General features: G+C 68.7%; 17 protein-coding genes and 1 pseudogene. 6 read left to right on the plus strand and 12 right to left on the minus strand.

Going from position 1 to position 16,413, the window contains the following annotated elements; translation table 11 throughout:
- Positions 1-91: 91 nt before the first annotated feature.
- Positions 92-1,231 (plus strand): DUF1565 domain-containing protein, encoded by a 1,140-nt coding sequence (locus NX782_RS22605; RefSeq protein ID WP_258847746.1) that lies wholly within the window; start codon positions 92-94, stop codon positions 1,229-1,231.
- 22 nt (positions 1,232-1,253) lie between these two features.
- Here the strand turns inward: NX782_RS22605 and arsC are convergent.
- Positions 1,254-1,598 (minus strand): annotated as a pseudogene (gene arsC, locus NX782_RS22610) (arsenate reductase (glutaredoxin)); the annotation flags it as partial.
- A 169-nt stretch (positions 1,599-1,767) separates the two neighbouring features.
- On the opposite strand from arsC, the gene NX782_RS22615 reads away from it, so the two are divergent.
- Positions 1,768-2,394 (plus strand): 1-acyl-sn-glycerol-3-phosphate acyltransferase, encoded by a 627-nt coding sequence (locus NX782_RS22615; RefSeq protein WP_258847747.1) that lies wholly within the window; start codon positions 1,768-1,770, stop codon positions 2,392-2,394.
- Here NX782_RS22615 and NX782_RS22620 read toward each other — a convergent pair.
- The 11 genes from NX782_RS22620 to NX782_RS22670 form a co-directional block, all read right to left on the minus strand.
- A complete protein-coding gene (locus NX782_RS22620; protein WP_258847748.1) occupies positions 2,368-2,937 on the minus strand; it encodes a HupE/UreJ family protein in 570 nt (189 codons plus the stop codon). The two genes, NX782_RS22615 and NX782_RS22620, sit on opposite strands and share 27 nt — an antisense overlap.
- Complete coding sequence (gene ureG / locus NX782_RS22625) at positions 2,937-3,560, minus strand: urease accessory protein UreG (RefSeq protein ID WP_308633079.1); 624 nt, start codon at positions 3,558-3,560, stop codon at positions 2,937-2,939. Before ureG ends, NX782_RS22620 begins: the two co-directional genes overlap by 1 nt.
- 22 nt (positions 3,561-3,582) lie before the next feature.
- Positions 3,583-4,248 carry an urease accessory protein UreF gene (locus tag NX782_RS22630; RefSeq protein ID WP_258847750.1) on the minus strand — a complete coding sequence of 222 codons (666 nt, stop codon included), beginning with the start codon at positions 4,246-4,248 and terminating at the stop codon, positions 3,583-3,585.
- Positions 4,245-4,796 carry an urease accessory protein UreE gene (gene ureE, locus NX782_RS22635; RefSeq protein WP_258847751.1) on the minus strand — a complete coding sequence of 184 codons (552 nt, stop codon included), beginning with the start codon at positions 4,794-4,796 and terminating at the stop codon, positions 4,245-4,247. Before ureE ends, NX782_RS22630 begins: the two co-directional genes overlap by 4 nt.
- 13 nt (positions 4,797-4,809) lie before the next feature.
- Positions 4,810-6,510 carry an urease subunit alpha gene (gene ureC / locus NX782_RS22640; protein WP_258847752.1) on the minus strand — a complete coding sequence of 567 codons (1,701 nt, stop codon included), beginning with the start codon at positions 6,508-6,510 and terminating at the stop codon, positions 4,810-4,812.
- Entirely contained in the window at positions 6,507-6,845 is a 339-nt protein-coding gene (locus NX782_RS22645; RefSeq protein ID WP_258847753.1) for an urease subunit beta, read from the minus strand. Before NX782_RS22645 ends, ureC begins: the two co-directional genes overlap by 4 nt.
- Before the next feature lie 19 nt (positions 6,846-6,864).
- The gene (locus NX782_RS22650) at positions 6,865-7,167 is read right to left on the minus strand and encodes an urease subunit gamma (protein WP_258847754.1); all 303 of its coding nucleotides are present in this window, start codon (positions 7,165-7,167) and stop codon (positions 6,865-6,867) included.
- Between the two features lie 8 nt (positions 7,168-7,175).
- A complete protein-coding gene (locus NX782_RS22655) occupies positions 7,176-8,027 on the minus strand; it encodes an urease accessory protein UreD (protein ID WP_258847755.1) in 852 nt (283 codons plus the stop codon).
- Positions 8,028-8,132: 105 nt separating this feature from the next.
- Complete coding sequence (locus tag NX782_RS22660) at positions 8,133-9,902, minus strand: DUF1302 domain-containing protein (protein ID WP_258847756.1); 1,770 nt, start codon at positions 9,900-9,902, stop codon at positions 8,133-8,135.
- A 157-nt stretch (positions 9,903-10,059) separates the two neighbouring features.
- Complete coding sequence (locus tag NX782_RS22665) at positions 10,060-11,700, minus strand: SulP family inorganic anion transporter (RefSeq protein WP_258847757.1); 1,641 nt, start codon at positions 11,698-11,700, stop codon at positions 10,060-10,062.
- A 25-nt stretch (positions 11,701-11,725) separates the two neighbouring features.
- Entirely contained in the window at positions 11,726-13,195 is a 1,470-nt protein-coding gene (locus NX782_RS22670) for a GGDEF domain-containing response regulator (RefSeq protein WP_258847758.1), read from the minus strand.
- A gap of 159 nt (positions 13,196-13,354) precedes the next feature.
- On the opposite strand from NX782_RS22670, the gene NX782_RS22675 reads away from it, so the two are divergent.
- From NX782_RS22675 to NX782_RS22690, 4 genes are all read left to right on the plus strand, one after another.
- On the plus strand, positions 13,355-14,338 hold the full coding sequence (locus NX782_RS22675) for an SDR family oxidoreductase (protein ID WP_258847759.1): 984 nt from the start codon (positions 13,355-13,357) through the stop codon (positions 14,336-14,338).
- 20 nt (positions 14,339-14,358) lie between these two features.
- The gene (gene ku, locus NX782_RS22680; protein WP_258847760.1) at positions 14,359-15,456 is read left to right on the plus strand and encodes a non-homologous end joining protein Ku; all 1,098 of its coding nucleotides are present in this window, start codon (positions 14,359-14,361) and stop codon (positions 15,454-15,456) included.
- Positions 15,457-15,732: a hypothetical protein gene (locus tag NX782_RS22685; protein WP_370661824.1), complete on the plus strand. Its 276-nt coding sequence runs from the start codon at positions 15,457-15,459 to the stop codon at positions 15,730-15,732.
- A gap of 117 nt (positions 15,733-15,849) precedes the next feature.
- A complete protein-coding gene (locus NX782_RS22690; RefSeq protein WP_258847761.1) occupies positions 15,850-16,380 on the plus strand; it encodes a nuclear transport factor 2 family protein in 531 nt (176 codons plus the stop codon).
- Positions 16,381-16,413: the final 33 nt, after the last annotated feature.

Raw genomic sequence — 16,413 nt, forward strand, 5'->3', positions numbered from 1 at the left:
CGCGCGCGCAAAAGCGAGATTGAGGCAAAGAGACTTGCACGGCCATGCAAGGCGCACACTGGCCCGGTTAGCTGCCCCATGTTTCGCGACCATGACACTGACACGCCTCGTTTCGAATGCCCTGCTGCTCGCCGCGGCCGGCTGTACCGTCAAGGACAACCACCCGGTGGCGGTCACGCCCCAGGTCGTGCCCACCGAGCTATGGGTGGCGCAGGACGGCCTCGACAGCAATCCCGGCACCCGCGCCGCGCCGCTGCGCTCGCTGGCGCGGGCGGCCCAACTGGTGACGCCCGGTACCACGGTCAACGTCCTGCCCGGCACCTACCAGGGCGGCTTCCGCACCAGCATCAATGGCCTGGCGAATGCCCGCATCGTGTTCCGCTCGACGGAGCGCTGGCAGGCGCGGCTGGTGCCGCCGCCGGTCTCCAACAGCGAAATGGCCTGGGACAACCGCGCCAGCTATGTCGACATCCAGGGCTTCGAAGTCGACGGCGCGGCGCGCTCGGAAGGCCAGCCCTGGACCACCGGCATCTACAGCGGCGGCTCCTACAACCGCATCGCCTCCAACCACGTGCACCACATCGCCACCACCCTGCCCTGCACCAGCAAGGGCGGGTCCGGAATCGGCGTCGACAGCTACTACAAGGGCATGTACTCGGAGGTGGTCGGCAACAGCGTGCACGACATCGGTCCGCCCGGCTGCCGCTACGTGCAGGGCATCTACGTGAACACGCCCGGCACGGTGCGCAACAACATCGTCTACCGGGTGGCCGAGGCCGGCATCCACCTGTGGCACGACGCGCACAAGGTCATCGTCGTCAACAACACAATCACGGCCTCGAACACCGGCATCCTGGTCGGCGGCGGCGACTTTTATCACACCAAGGGGCCGAACGACCATACCCACGTGTTGAATAACATCGTGTACGACAACCGCTACGGGATCTCCGAACAGGGCGCCACGGGCAAGCACAACAGCTACCGCAACAACCTGGTGTTCGGCAACAAGGAGGCGGACTGGCGGCTGGCCGAGGGCATGCGCCACGTCGGCACCGTTGCCGCCGCGCCGGGTTTCCTCAGCTATTCGCGCAGCGGCACGCCGGACTTCCGCCTGGCGGCGGATTCACCGGCGATCGGCAAGGGCCTCGAGCACGGCGCCGACGGCCCCGACTTCTATGGCAAGTCGCGCGGGCAGGCCGATGCGGTCGACATCGGCGCCTGCCAACACTGAGCGCGCCCTGTTGAACGCGCTATAAGATCTCGTTGACCAGCTCGGAAGGCCGGCACAGCCGCACGCCCTTCGGCGTGATCACGAAAGGCCGGTTGATCAGGATCGGATGCGCCAGCATGGCATCCAGCAGCGCATCGTCGCTGACGTCGGGCGCGTCCAGCCCGAGTTCCTTGAACAGCGCCTCCTTGCTGCGCACCGCCCCGCGCACCGTCAAACCGGCATCCGCGATCATCTTCTTCAGCTGTTCGCGTTCGGGTGGATTGGCGAGGTAGTCGATCACCTCGGGCTCGTGGCCGGCATCGCGCAGCAGGCCCAGCGTGGTGCGCGAGGTGCCGCAGCGCGGATTGTGAAAAATTTTGATGTCCATCGTTAAATCCCCTGTAGAACAAAAAGCAGTCTTGCCGGTCAAGCAAGGGATGATACCGACGGCGCTACAACGCTTCCAGTCTTTTTACTTGTCGCGCATTTTTCCCCGCTATAGAATCCCCGGTTTATTTTCCAGGACGCAATGAAGACGTCCGCCCGAGAGACTGATAATGCAAGAACACCTGTTGCGCCCGGCAGCGCTGCCAAGCTGGCGCCAGCGCACCGCACTGCGCCTGCTGAACATGATCGGCTGGAACGTGCTGTATAAGCCACTGCCGGGGCCGCATGGCGTTGCGGTGGTGTATCCGCATACCTCGAACATCGATTTCTTCGTCGGCCTGCTGGCGAAGTGGGCGCTCGACCTGAAGTTCCGCTGGCTGGCCAAGGATTCGCTGTTCCGCGGCCCGATGGGGGTGGTCATGCGCTATTGGGGCGGCGTGGCCGTCGACCGCAGCGCGCCGCAGGGCGCGATCCCGCGTCTGGCCGAAGACATGCTGGCCGAAAAGTGGTTCTGGCTGGCGGTGACGCCGGAAGGCACGCGCGGCTACCGCCCCTACTGGAAGAGCGGCTTCTACCGCATCGCGATGACGGCCAGGGTGCCGCTGCTGCTGGTGTCCTTCGACTACCGCACCAAAGTCATCGACGTCACCCGCAGCATGCTGCCGACCGGCGACGAAGCCGCCGACATGGCCGCGATCGCCGCAGTCTATGAAGGCGTGCAGGCGAAATACCCGAAGGACGCGGCGCCGATCCGCCTCGCCGAACCGGGTTCAGACCAGGCCCGCAAGCAGGCATAAACCGGCGGCGCCGATCGCGGCGCCCGCCATCCGGCGGCGCTGCGGGTCGGGCTGCACGATCATCCCCAATCCCATCACCAGCGCGCTGGCCGCCAGGAAGCCGGCGCCGCTGGCCATGCCCGCCAGCTCGCGCCCGTGCGCGATCCCGTGCAGGAAGCCGCACACCCCCACCAGCGCCACCGCCAGTTGCGGCGGCATGCGCAGCGCAGCCGCCGCCAAAGCGCCCAGCAGCAGCACGGTGGCGGCAATCGAGATCTCCAGCGCCGGCAGCTGGCCGTCCTGCAGCAGGCCCGCCGACGAAGCGCCCAGCGCCATCAGCACCAGGAACACCGGCGGCATCACCGCGCCATGGCGCTGCCCGCGCGCCCACAGCCCGACCGCCAGCAGCGCCAACAGGTGGTCCAGGCCAGTCAGCGGGTGCAGCAGGCCGGCAGCGAAGCCGCTGTCCCCGCCATGCCCCGGATGGGCCAGCGCCGGCAACGCCACCAGGCCGAGCACCGCGGCCAGCGCCACAAAGCGCATCGCCTTCTTCAGATTCTTCATTACGCGCTCTCCTGTCTGTCGAGCAGTCCCTGCTCGCGGACGAAATGCACCACGGCGTCGACGCCTTCGCCGGTACGCAGATTGGTGAATACGAAGGGGCGGTTGCCGCGCTGCTGCCGCGCGTCGCGCGCCATGACGCCCAGGTTCGCGCCCACATGCGGCGCGAGGTCGGTCTTGTTGATGATCAGGAGGTCCGAGCGGGTGATGCCCGGACCGCCCTTGCGCGGAATCTTCTCGCCGCCGGCGACGTCGATGACGTACAGGGTCAGGTCCGACAGCTCGGGACTGAAGGTGGCGGCCAGGTTGTCGCCGCCCGACTCCACCAGCACCAGTTCCAGCGCCGGGAACTCGGCCTGCAGGCGCGCGATCGCCTCCAGGTTGATGGACGCATCCTCGCGGATCGCGGTATGCGGGCAGCCGCCGGTTTCGACGCCCATCAGGCGCTCGGGCGGCAGCGCTTCGGCGCGCAGCAGGATGTCCATGTCTTCGCGCGTGTAGATGTCGTTGGTGATCACGGCCATGTCGTAATGGCCGCGCAGATGCCGGCACAGCATCTCGCACAGCGCGGTCTTGCCGGAGCCGACCGGCCCGCCGATGCCGACGCGCAGGGGATTCGATACCATCGTTGTCACAGCTTCCTCTCTTTCATGAACGGTACAGCCGCCCATGCTGCACCTCGTGCCGCATCGACAGCATGGACAGGCCCGGCGCCCAGTTCGACATCGCGCCGTCCTCGAGTTCGCGCGCCCAGCTTGCCGCCGCTTCGATCTCGGGCCGCAGCGACAGCAGCAGGCGCTGTCCCGCCACCTGGCCCAGCGGGACCGACTTCACGCAGACCAGCACCTGGTTCTCGGCCCAGGTGAACAGCAGCGCCAGCAGCGCCTCGTCGTGCGGGATGCCGAGACCGTCGACGGCGCAGGCAAAGGCAGCCGGCAGCGAGACGTCCTCGCCCAGCCTGGCGGCGCCCGGCACGCCCAACTCGGCGATCAGGTGACCCAGCGAATAGCCCATCTGGATCGTCTCCGCGCGCAGCTCGGCGGTGTCGCGCGAGGCCAGGAAGCATTCGCTCCAGCGGCGCACGGCGGCATCGTCGCGCGCGGCCCAGGCTTTCAGCAGGCGCCAGAACAGCGGCGCATCCCACTGCGCCATCACCTCGTGCAGGCAGCGCACGATCCAGGCGCGGCTGCTGACCGCGTCGTGCACCACCCCTTCTTCGAGCGCCGCTTCGAGTCCCTGCGAATAGCTGTAGCCGCCGATCGGCAGTGCCGGGCTGGCAAACTGCAGAAGGTGCAGCAGGCCGGCGGCGTTCATGCGCGCACGGGGGCATCAGCCGCCGCCAACACCTCGGGACGGTGGATCTTCTGCCGCACCGGCACCGGCGCCAGCGGACCGGCGCCCGCATGCGCATGCGCGTGGCCATGGCCGCCCGCGTAGGCGCCCGGTTCCGGCTCGAACTTGGCCAGCTCCTCGTCCACTTGCGCGCCCAGCCCCAGCACCATCTCCTTCAGCACCGGGTCGACGCGGATGCGGATCCAGCCCGGGCCGACCTGGGCCTGGGTATGGCGGTTGCCGAGATGGTAGGCGCAGCGCGCCAGCATCGACGCATCGACGCAGCGCACCAGGTAGGTCGGCTCGGGCGCCGCCACCACGCGCACCACGCGACCGCCTTCGCCGCGCAGCAGGTCGCCGTCGCGCAGGACGGTGCCGCGCGCCAGGAACAGCGCGACTTCCTCGCCGGACGCCAGGCGAGCGCGCTGGCGGCAGCGCTCGCGCTGGTCCCAGGTCAGCACCATCAGTTCGTTGACGGCCATGCCCGGGACGGCATCGGCGCGGGCCACCTTGGTATGCAGGGATAACATGCGTGCTCCTTGTTCAGAACAGAAAATAGCGCTGCGCCAGCGGCAGCACCGCCGCCGGCTCGCACACCAGCAGGCGGCCGTCCGCCCGCACTTCATAGGTTTCCGGGTCCACCTCCATGTGCGGGGTGGCGCCGTTGTGGATCATGTCGCGCTTGCGCAGGCCGCGCGTGCCGCGCACCGGGATCACGGTCTTCGCCAGGCCCAGGCGGGCGCCGATGCCGGCGCCGAAGGCCGCCTGCGAGACGAAGGTGAAGGACTTCTTCAGCCCACCGGCAAACGACCCGAACATCGGCCGCCAGTGCACCGGCTGCGGCGTCGGGATCGAGGCGTTCGGGTCGCCCATCAGGCTGGCCGCGATCATCCCGCCCTTCACCACCATCGACGGCTTGGCGCCGAAGAAGGCCGGACGCCACAGCACCAGGTCGGCGATCTTGCCGGCTTCGACCGAACCGACCGCGTGCGCGATGCCGTGCGTGATGGCGGGATTGATCGTGTACTTGGCGACGTAGCGCTTCACGCGCGTGTTGTCGTTGCGCTCCGTATCGCCCTCGAGCGGGCCGCGCTGCATCTTCATCTTGTGCGCGGTCTGCCAGGTGCGCAGGATGGTCTCGCCGACCCGGCCCATGGCCTGCGAATCCGAGGACATCATCGAGATCGCGCCGAGGTCGTGCAGGATGTCCTCGGCGGCGATGGTCTCGCGCCGGATGCGCGATTCGGCGAAGGCGACGTCTTCGGCGATGGCCGGGTCCAGGTGGTGGCAGACCATCAGCATGTCGAGGTGCTCGTCGAGCGTGTTGACGGTGTAGGGGCGGGTCGGATTGGTCGACGAGGGCAGCACGTTGGCATGCCCGACCGCGGCGATGATGTCGGGTGCGTGGCCGCCGCCCGCGCCTTCGGTGTGGAAGGTGTGGATCGTGCGGTCCTTGAAGGCGGCCAGCGTCGATTCCAGGAAGCCGGCCTCGTTCAGGGTGTCGGAATGGAGGGCGACCTGCACGTCCATCCGTTCGGCCACCGCCAGGCAGTTGTCGATCGCCGCCGGCGTGCTGCCCCAGTCCTCATGCAGTTTCAGGCCGACCGCGCCGGCCGCGATCTGCTCTTCCAGCGGCCCCGGACGGCTGACGTTGCCCTTGCCGAAAAAGCCCAGGTTCATCGGGAAGGCGTCGGCCGCCGCCAGCATCGATGCGATGTGCCAGGAACCGGGCGTGCAGGTGGTGGCCGCGGTGCCCACTGCCGGCCCGGTGCCGCCGCCCAGCATGGTGGTGATGCCGGACGCCAGCGCTTCCTCGATCTGCTGCGGGCAGATGAAGTGGATGTGGGTGTCGACGCCGCCGGCGGTGACGATCATGCCTTCGCCGGCGATGATCTCGGTGGCGCCGCCGATCGGCAGCGTGACGCCGGGCTGGATGTCGGGGTTGCCGGCCTTGCCGAGGCCGGCGATCAGGCCGTCCTTGATGCCGATGTCGGCCTTCACGATGCCCCAGTGGTCGACGATCACGGCATTCGTGATCACGGTGTCCATCACCGCCGCGTGCGGCAGCTGCGACTGGCCCATGCCGTCGCGGATCACCTTGCCGCCGCCGAACTTGACCTCTTCGCCGTAGATGGCGTAGTCGTGCTCGATCTCGATCACGAGCCCGGTATCGGCCAGGCGGATGCGGTCGCCGAGGGTCGGGCCGAGCATGTCGGCATAAGCCTGGCGCGAAATCGTGGTCATGCCGCGCCCTCCCCGGCCGCCGGCGGCGCCGGAATGGGGCCATCGACCAGCCCGCGGAAACCGACCGCCACGCGCGCGCCGGCCAGCTCGACCAGTTCCACCGTGCGGCACTGGCCGGGCTCGAAACGGACCGCGGTGCCGGCCGCGATGTTCAGGCGCATGCCGAGTGCCGCCGCGCGGTCGAACTGCAGGGCCGCATTCACCTCGTGGAAGTGGTAGTGCGAGCCGACCTGGATCGGCCGGTCGCCGGCGTTCGCCACCGTCACGGTCTGCGTGCGGCGGCCGGCGTTGAGGACGATCTCGCCTGGTTCCAGAATGTACTCGCCGGGGATCATGCGCTCTCCGTTCGCTCGTTCAAACGATGGGTTGGTGGACGGTGACCAGCTTGCTGCCGTCCGGGAAAGTGGCTTCGACCTGGATCTCGGGGATCATCTCCGGCACGCCCTCCATCACATCGGCGCGGGCCAGGATCGTGCCGCCCTCGGCCATCAGCTCGGCCACGCTGCGGCCGTCGCGCGCGCCTTCCATGATGGCGGCGCTGATCAGGGCCACGGCTTCCGGGTAGTTCAGCTTTAGGCCGCGCGCGCGGCGCCGTTCGGCCAGCAGCGCGGCGGTGAAGATCAAGAGCTTGTCTTTCTCGCGGGGTGTCAGGTCCATGGCGGCTCCTAGGTATTCCAGATGCGTGGCGGGCGCGCTTCGACGCCCAGCAGATGGGGACGCACCGCCTGCCACACGCGCAGCATGGCGCCGCGCGCGCGTTCGCTGTCGTCGCCCAGGTGGCGCGCCACCAGCACCGACTTCACCTGGCTCAGGGCCAGTCCGGGGACCTCCGCGCGCAGTGCCGCCAGCGCCGGCGCCGGCAGCGGCCGGCCGACCGCGAGCAGGGTCGCGCAGACGCTGCGTCCGCCCATGCCGAGCGGACTGGCGATGGCGTCGGCGTCCAGGCGGCCCTGCTCGTGCCAGACCAGGCGTCCGGCCTGGCGGATCCGGGTGCGCTGGACGACATGCCCGCGCGTAAACGCTTCGCCCATGGCGCGCCGGCCGAAGCACAGGATCTCGCTGCCGATGTAGCAGGCCTGCGCGCCGAGTTCGACCTCGTGCCCGAGTTCGACGCGGGCGCCGTCGTAGAAGATGCTTTCCTGCGGCAGCCATTCGAGCGCGGCGCCCTCTCCGGCCTGCAGGCGCACTTCCTGGCGCGCGGCGCCGGCCTGGGCGCGGTACCACTTGGCGGCGCCGGGCGTGGTGGCGAACACCCGGCTGCCGGCGCCGAGCCGCATGCCGATCTCGAGCTGGTCGCCGCCCACCACGCCGCCGGGCGGGTGCACGACGATCACGTGGCAGGTGCGCGCCCCTTCCGGATACAGGGCCTTCTGCACCCGCAGCGGCCCGGCATGCGCGCGGCCGGTCAGGCGGGTCGTGGCGCCGTCGGCGTCGGCCGCGAAGCGCAGCTGCAGGCTGGCGTGCCATGGCGGCGCCGGCGGGGCCAGGCTGGAAGCAGGTTGGAGAAAGTCGCGCATGCCTCTTGATTAGCAGGATGCGTGCCATGCGAAAACGAGGGGCCGGGTGCGTTCGCAGGCGCACCCGAACGGGCATCTGCACCAGGGCGGTGCGGGCGGCTGGCCTTAAAAGCGCACGCCGGCCGACAGCCCGAGCATATCGCGGTCGATCGTCGGGTTGTAGTCGCCGCCCCAGATGCCCAGATAGGCCAGCTCGACGAAGTAGCGCTTGCTGTATTCGAGCTGGCAGCCGAGCTGCAGCATCCTGCGCCCTTCGTTGATGGCGAAGTCGCCGGACCAGCCTTTCACATCGTGGCTGAAGTTGACGCTCAGCTTGGGCACCAGGCCAGGCATCGGCTCGGGCAGGCGCGCTTCCATGCGCAGCCGGTAGCTCCAGGCATGCGCGGTCTGGTAGCCGCGCAGGCTGCACTGGCGCGCGGCGTCGCCGGTGTTGACCATGCAGACGCCGTTGACCGGTCCGGCACCGTAGATGTCGTTGCGGCCGTAGCGCCGCACCGTCTGGTCGGGCAAGCCCGGCGTGTGCTTGAGCTGCACTTCCGCCATGCCGGTCAGCGGGATGCCGAAGGCGTCCCAGCGGCGCTGCGCATTGAGCTGCAGCTGGGCCATCCCGTACTGGTCGTAGCCATGCAGTTCGCCGCCGGGCGGCACGGCGTCGACCTCGGCGCGCAGCAGCGACGGCACGGTCGGACTGAAAAAGGCCGGCAGCACGTCCGCCGGCGACAGCATGAAGGGAATGCCGTCGCGCCAGGACAGCTCGGCGCCCACGGTGGTGGCGCTCGAGGCGCGCCAGTTCAGCGTCATCGCGCTCAGGCCGAGATTGCCGGGGTGGCTGGTGAAAAAAGCCATGTCGAGGCCATCGGGATTGCCCGGCACCTGCGGCGGCCCCACGCGCGTCGAACGGCGTACGTTCGGCATCGGCAGGCGCCAGCCGTAGCGTGCGTGGAAGAAGCCCAGTTCGGTGCTGTCCGTGGCCTGCCACAGCAAGGCCAGGCCGCGGTTCGGCGAATCCGGCGTGCGCGTCGGCAGGCGCCCCATCACGGCGCCGCTGGCCATCCGCGCGCGGTCGTTCAGGCCCAGCGGCGGACCGGACATGACCCAGTTACAACCCGGCGCCTGGTAATCGTTGAGCGCCCAGAACGTACCGCAGACGTCGAGCGCACTGGGCCGGAAGGACTGCACGAAGCCTTCCAGCGCCAGCCCCGGCCGCAGCGCCAGGCGGGTGAACAGCATGGGTGCGGCGACGCGGGTTTCCTGCGGCAGGTAGCCGGCGCGGCGGCCGGCCGGCATGTCGCGCGCACCCATCGCTTCGAGCGCCGCGCCGCGTTCGCTCCACGGCGTCGTCTGGCGGCCGGCGCGCGCCAGCAGCTTGGCGCCGCTGCCGCCGAGTGCGAATTCGCGCTCGAGCCAGGCTTCGCCGAGCGCGACCCCGGAAAAGCGCGACAGCCGCTCGGCCCCGGCATCGCCGAGCGGCTGCCCGGCGGCGTAGCGGTTGATCGAGTTGCCCCAGGGCCGGGCGTCATGGCGCTGGCCGTCGTCATACCAGGCTCTGGCGCGGGCCAGCGCATTGAAGCCGGCGCCCTGGTAACGCAGGTCGAAATTGGCCAGCACGGCACGCGATACCCAGTCGTGGCGCGCATAATTCAGGTTGCCGTCGTCGGCATTCGCGCCGTTGCCGTAGCCGGTCAGGCCCAGCGCCGCCGCGTTCGAGGCGGTCAGGAGCATGGGGTCGGGGGCTTGCAGCCGCATGACGCCGCCAAAGGCGATGCGGCCGGACAGCGTCAGTCCGTCCTCAGCCCGTACCGGAAAGGCGGCAAGCAAGACCAGGCCCAGCACACCGGCATGCACGGCGGGCGCGGGCAATGTCCTGGACCGCATGGCCGCTCAGCAGGAAGGGCAGCCGTCCCGGACGGCGGCATGCAGGCCGCAGCGCCTGCGCTTGAGAAAAATGCCTTCGACACCGGTTCGAATCAGCATGCTCCCCCCATGAGGATTTGTTCGAAATCATATTGCCACATTGATCTCGAACAGACAATTATTCATCCTGATAGGATAATGCCGTCCAGGCATTCGCCGTGCTGAGGAAGATTTTGCCGCTGAGCTTGTCCGGCAGGGCCGATTGCTTGAGCCGGTCCATCACCGGCCCCTTCACCTCGGCCAGGTGCAGGCGCAGGCCGCGCCGGGCCAGCTCCGCGTTCAAGTCCAGCAGGCCGAACAGCGCCGAGGTGTCGATCGCGTTCACCGCAGACAACACCAGCACCAGATCGCGCGTTCCGGGATGCAGCGCCAGCGCTTCCTCGACGCTGGCATTCACCGCTTCCACGTTGCCGAAGAACAGGCCGGCATCGACGCGCAGCAGCAAGACGCCGCTGCGGGTTTCGGTCTCGTAGCGCTCGACGTTGCGGAAATGTTCGGTGCCGGCGATGCGGCCCAGCACCGCGATGTGCGGCCGGCTCTCGCGCCAGATCATGGTCCCCAGCGACAGCAGCAAACCGGCCACGACCCCGGCCTCGACGCCCAGCAGCAGCACGCCGCCAGCGGTGGCCAGCAGTGCCAGCGCATCGGCGCGGTCGTAGCGCCAGGCGGTGCGCAGGGTCGCCGTCTCCAGCATGCCGAGCACGGCGACGATGATGGTGGCGGCCAGCACCGGCAGCGGCAGCGGCGCCAGCCAGCCGGTCGGCAGCACCAGGGCCGCGCCCAGCAGCAGCGCGGTCACGATCCCGGCCAGCTGGGAATTTGCGCCGGCCGAGAAATTCACGGCCGAGCGCGACAGGCTGGCGGTGACCGGAAAGGCGCCGCTCAGGAAACTGCCGATATTTGCCGCTCCCAGGCCCACCAGCTCGGCATTGGTCAGCAGCTTCTCGCCCTTCTTGGCGGCCAGCGCCTGGGCGCCGGACATCGACAGCAGGAAGCACATGAAGCCGATCAGGAGCGCCGGCTTGAGCAGCTGCTGCCAGTGCGCGTTCGAAACGGCCAGGTTCAGGTGCGGCAGGCCGGCCGGCACCTGGCCGATCACCCGTACGCCGATCCGGTCCAGATCGAGCGCCCACACCACGACGATGGCACCGATCACCAGCAGCATCGGCGCCAGGCGCGCACCGATGTCGGCGGCGCCCGCTGCCAGGCCACAGCGCCGCAGCAGCGCCGCGCCATGCCGGCGCGCCAGCACCAGCAGCGCCAGTGCGCCCAGGCCGAGCGCGGCACTCGGACCGTGCCAGTGCGGCAGCTCTGCCCCCAGCAGGGTGCCCAGCTGGTCCCAGGCGATCAGGATCGAGGAACCGAGCGTGAAGCCGTTCATGACCGGCTTTGAGAAGAAATTGGCGAGAAAGCCCAGCCGCAGCAGGCCGCAGGCCAGCAGCACCGCGCCGGACATCAGGGCCAGTTGCCCGGCCAGCGTGAGATAGAGGCTGCTGCCGGGTGCGGCCAGCGGCGCCAGCGCCGATGCCGTCATCAGCGAGATGATCGCCATCGGCCCCACCGACTGGCTGCTGCTGGTGCCGAACAGCGCGTACAGCAGCAGCGGCAAAATGCTGGCGTAGATCCCGGCCACCGGCGGCAGTCCCGCCACCAGCGCATACGCCATCCCCTGCGGCACCATCATCATGGCGACAACCGCGCCCGCAGCAAGGTCACCCGCCAGCCAACTGCGGCGGTACCCCTTCAACCAGACAAGCATGAATCCCTTTCCCGAGCCTTTCTTTCTACTGCATCGCCAGTTCGACGCAGTTGCGCCCTGCCCGCTTGGCGCGCGCCATCGCGGCTTCGACCCGCTGCACCAGCGAATCGGCGCTTTCCTGTTCGCCCAGCTGGGCCACGCCGAGGCTGACCGTGACATGGTCGCAGCCGGGAATCGCGGCCTGCTCGACCGCGTGGCGGATCTTCTCGGCCATCTTGAGGCCATCGATCGCGCTGGTGTGCGGCGCGATCACGTGGAATTCCTCGCCGCCGGAACGCACCAGCACGTCGCTCGAACGCAGCAGCGCGCGCACGCAGTCGGCCACGGTGCGCAGCGCCACGTCGCCGACCGGGTGGCCGTAGGTGTCGTTGATCGCCTTGAAGCGGTCGATGTCGAAGGACAGCAGGGCCAGCGGCGTGCGGTAGCGGCGTGCGCGCTTGACCTCGCGCTCGAGCAGTTCCTCGCCGTGGCGGCGGTTGGCGACGGCGGTCAGCGCATCGGTGGTCGAGACATAGGTCAGGCGCGCCAGCAGCTGTTCGCTCTCGATGTTCATGTCGAGCAGGCGCAGGCCCAGCGCAGCCATGGCGGCGCAATCGCGCAGCGCATCGAAGGCTTCCGGCGCCAGCGGCGCATCATGGTCGAGCAGCAGCGACAGCGCGCCGCGCGGCTGGCCCGGGCCGTCGGCCGGCACCGGCATCCCGAGCGCCTGCACCACGCCGTGCGCGCGCAGGCTGTCCGCCAGCGCCGGCTCGCCGGCCTGCGCCAGCGTGTCGAGCAGCACCAGCTCGCCGGTGGCGGCGGCCAGCAGACCCGGGAAGGCGTGGCGCAGCGGCGCCTGCAGCAGGCGCTCGCCGCGCTGCAGGACCGTCGCCAGCCGCAGTCCGGCCGCCGCGCCCTTGCCCTGTTCCGCTTCGAGCTGCAGGTCGCCGTCCGGCCGCAGGCGGAACATGGCGGCGTGCAGCACACCCGGCCAGGCCAGCAGCGCCTGGCACAGGCGTTCGGCCAGATTCTGTTCGTCATCCGGCGCGTCCAGCGCCGACTGCACCCGTGCACGCAGCGCCAGCAGTGCGCGCAAGGCGTCCACCCCGGCGACCGGTGCGCGGCCGCCTGCTGCCAGCGCGCGCCGCACCACGGCCTGCAGGCGCGCCGGTTCGATCGGCGTGATCGCATACGCCGCCGGACCGGCCGCCTGCAGCAGCGGCAGCCAGCGCGCGTTCGCGAAGGGACACAGCAGCAGGGCCGGGGCGCCGGCGCGGCGCGCCAGCAGGCCGCCCAGCGCGTCCAGGTCGATGCCCGGCTCGAAGCGTTCGAGGTCGATCACCAGCAGATCGGTGGGGGCCGCGGCCAGCAGGCTTGCCGCGGTATCCGGGCTGTCGGCCAGATCCAGCCGCGCGAACAGCGGGCCGCAGGCATCGAAGAAGTCGGCGCGGCGCTGGGCCATCGGGCTGACGTAAATCCCCGTCCTTGCGGCGTCCTGCTGGTCCTGCTGCTGCATCCTGCGCTCCTGGAATGACATGCTACAGGTCGAAGTTTGCCATAAAGCACCGGGTGCGGCCAGCAAATGCGGCGCTGTGTGTGGAAGCGCACGGTAGCGAAGACCGCCCGGCGGGAATACTTGGGGGATCAGTATCACCGAACGCTTAAGGAGAACGGCATGGCCAACCAGGACGACGTGGCAAACAAGCAGAAGGCAATCCAGAACCGCCAGGACCAGCTCGACGGCAGCATGCAGAAAGGCGACCAGGGCAGCAGCAGCGGCGGCGACCAGGCCGCCCAGACCGGCGTGCAGCAGCCGTCCGGCGACTTCCCGGCCCAGCACCTGGCCAAGCCGGGGCTGGAAGCCCAGATGGAACTGAAGCCGAAGTTCATGGCCGAGGGCTACAAGGGCAGCGGCAAGCTGGCCGGCCAGGTGGCGATCGTCACCGGCGGCGACTCCGGCATCGGCCGCGCGGTCGCGATCCTGTTCGCGCGCGAAGGCGCCGACGTCGCCATCCTCTACCTGAACGAACACGAGGATGCCGCCGAGACCCAGCGCTACATCGAGGCCGAAGGCCAGCGCTGCGTGACCGTGGCCGGCGACGTCAAGGACATGGAGTTCTGCCAGCAGGCCGTCGACCAGATCGTCGCCAAGTTCGGCCGACTGGACGTCCTGGTCAACAACGCCGCCTTCCAGGAGCACGCCGAGTCGCTGCTCGACCTGACCGAAGACCGCTTCGACGAGACCATGCGCACCAACATCTACGGCTACTTCCACATGGCCAAGGCCTGCCTGCCCTACATGAAGCGCGGTGCGGCGATCGTGAACACCGGTTCCGTGACCGGCCTGAAGGGCTCGAAGAAGCTGCTCGACTACTCGACCACCAAGGGCGCGATCCACGCCTTCACGATGTCGCTGGCGGCCAACCTGCTGGACAAGGGCATCCGCGTCAACTGCGTCGCCCCGGGACCGGTGTGGACCCCGCTGAACCCGGCCGACCAGTCGCCGGAAGACATCGCCAAGTTCGGCCAGGCCACCACCTACGGCCGCCCGGCCCAGCCGGAAGAGCTGTCGCCGGCGTATGTGTATCTGGCTTCGAGCGTGTGCTCGGGTTATGTGACCGGCGTCGTCCTGCCGATCACGGGTTCGGTCGGCGAATAATCACCATTAAGGAGTTAGCGATGGCTCGAAGCATGTGGAAGGGCGCGATCAGTTTCGGACTGGTCCACATCCCGGTCGAACTCTACCCCGCAACCAGCGACCACAGCCTGGACCTGCACATGCTCGACCGTCGCGATTTCGCACCGATCGGTTTCAAGCGCTACAACAAGAACACCGGCAAGGAAGTCTCCTGGGACGACATCATCAAGGGCTACGAATACGCGACCGATGAATACGTCGTGCTGTCCGACGAAGACCTGCGGCGCGCGAATCCGGAAGCCACCCAGACCATCGACATCCTGGCCTTCGTCGACGCCGGCCAGGTACCGCTGATCTACTACGAGCAGCCCTACTACCTGGCGCCCGGCAAGGGCGGCGACAAGGTCTACGCGCTGCTGCGCGAGACCCTGCGCGACGTCGGCAAGATCGGGATCGCCAACGTCGTCATCCGCGTCAAGCAGCACCTGGCGGCGCTGGTGTGCGTGGGCGACACCATCGTCCTGATCACCCTGCGCTACCCGGACGAGATCCGTCCGACCGACGAGCTGAAGATCCCCGACGAGAATTCGAAGGCGGCCCAGGTCACGCCCAAGGAACTGCAGATGGCCAGGGCGCTGGTCGAAGGCATGAGCGAGCGCTGGAAGCCGAACCAGTACCACGACACCTACCGCGAAGACGTGATGGCGATGGTGAAGAAGAAGATCGCAGCCAAGCAGACCAAGACCATCACGATGCCGGATCCGGAGGAAGAGGACAAACCGAAAAAATCCAACGTCATCGACCTGGTCTCGCTGCTGCAGGCCAGCCTGGGCAAGAAGCCGGCGCGCGCCAGCACGGACGACGATGACGACGACGACGATCCGCCGCCGCGCAAGTCGCGCAAACCGTCCGACGACGAAGACGACGATGCCGGCGATGCGCCGCCGCCGCGCGCGCGCAAGAGCACGTCGCACAGCCCGGTGCATGCGCGCGCCACGGCGGCCAAGAAGCCGGCGGCGAAGAAGGCCGTGGCCAAGACGGCGGCGAAGAAGCCGGCCGCCAAGCCGGCTGCAAAGAAGGCCGTCGCCAAGTCGAGCGCCGCCGAGAAGGCGCCGGCGCGGCGCAGGAAGGCGGCCTGAGTGGATCTGGACACCTTCATCGACTTCCTGCAATGGCCCGCGATGGCGGTCACACTGGCCGCCGCCTTCCTGGTAGGCGCACGGCATGCCCGGCGCCGCGTGTTCGGCTTTTACACCTTCATTCTCTCGAACGTGCTCTGGATCGTCTGGGGCCTGCACGACGAGGCCTGGGCCCTGATCACGCTGCAGCTTGGCCTGACGGCGATGAACGTGCGTGCGATTTTCCGCAACCATAAGGAGGCACGGGCGGAAAGCCGGCAGGAGGCGACCGCGTAATACCGACGATCCAACCGCCTGGCCGCGATCGGCGCACGGCTCGGCGCATTTCCTTGGACAAATGCAGGACGCATGCCTATCGTGGGCTTGCCAATCTGTTACCACCAAGGAGATGTGATGAAAGCAGCATGTTCAGCGTTGTTCCTGGCCGTCGGCCTCCTCCTGACTGCACCGCACATGGCGCGCGCCGACGATGCCGCGCACGGCAGGAAAGAGATCGAGGCCGTGGTCGAAGCCTTCCGCGCGACCCTCATCAAAAAGGATAAAGAGGCGTTCCTGCGCTTGTTCACGAAGGAAGATATCACCTGGATCGGGGTGACGACCGATGCGTCCGTCGAGATGCTCTACGCCAGCCGGCCCAGGCCGGAGATGAAGCGTCCGCCGAAGCTCTTCCCCGGCACCTTGCGCGGGTTCATCGACGCGGTCGCCAAGGATCCCACGCCCCAGGAGGAGGTCTTCTCCAACGTGCGCATCGAGACCGATGGCGATATCGCCCAGGTCTGGTTCGACTATATCTTCATGGAAGGGAGCTACCGCGCCAACTGGGGCAAGGAAAGCTGGCAGCTGGTGCGCCTTGACGCCGGCTGGAAGATCGCGTCCGTCATCTGGTCGCAGGAGCTCAATCCGACGCCACCGCCGAAGCGCTGAGCCGCGCGAGCCAGACGCCGGCGAGCAGGCCGA

Source organism: Massilia norwichensis, from assembly GCF_024753245.1.
In the GTDB taxonomy this organism is placed as follows: Bacteria; Pseudomonadota; Gammaproteobacteria; order Burkholderiales; family Burkholderiaceae_D; genus Telluria; species Telluria norwichensis.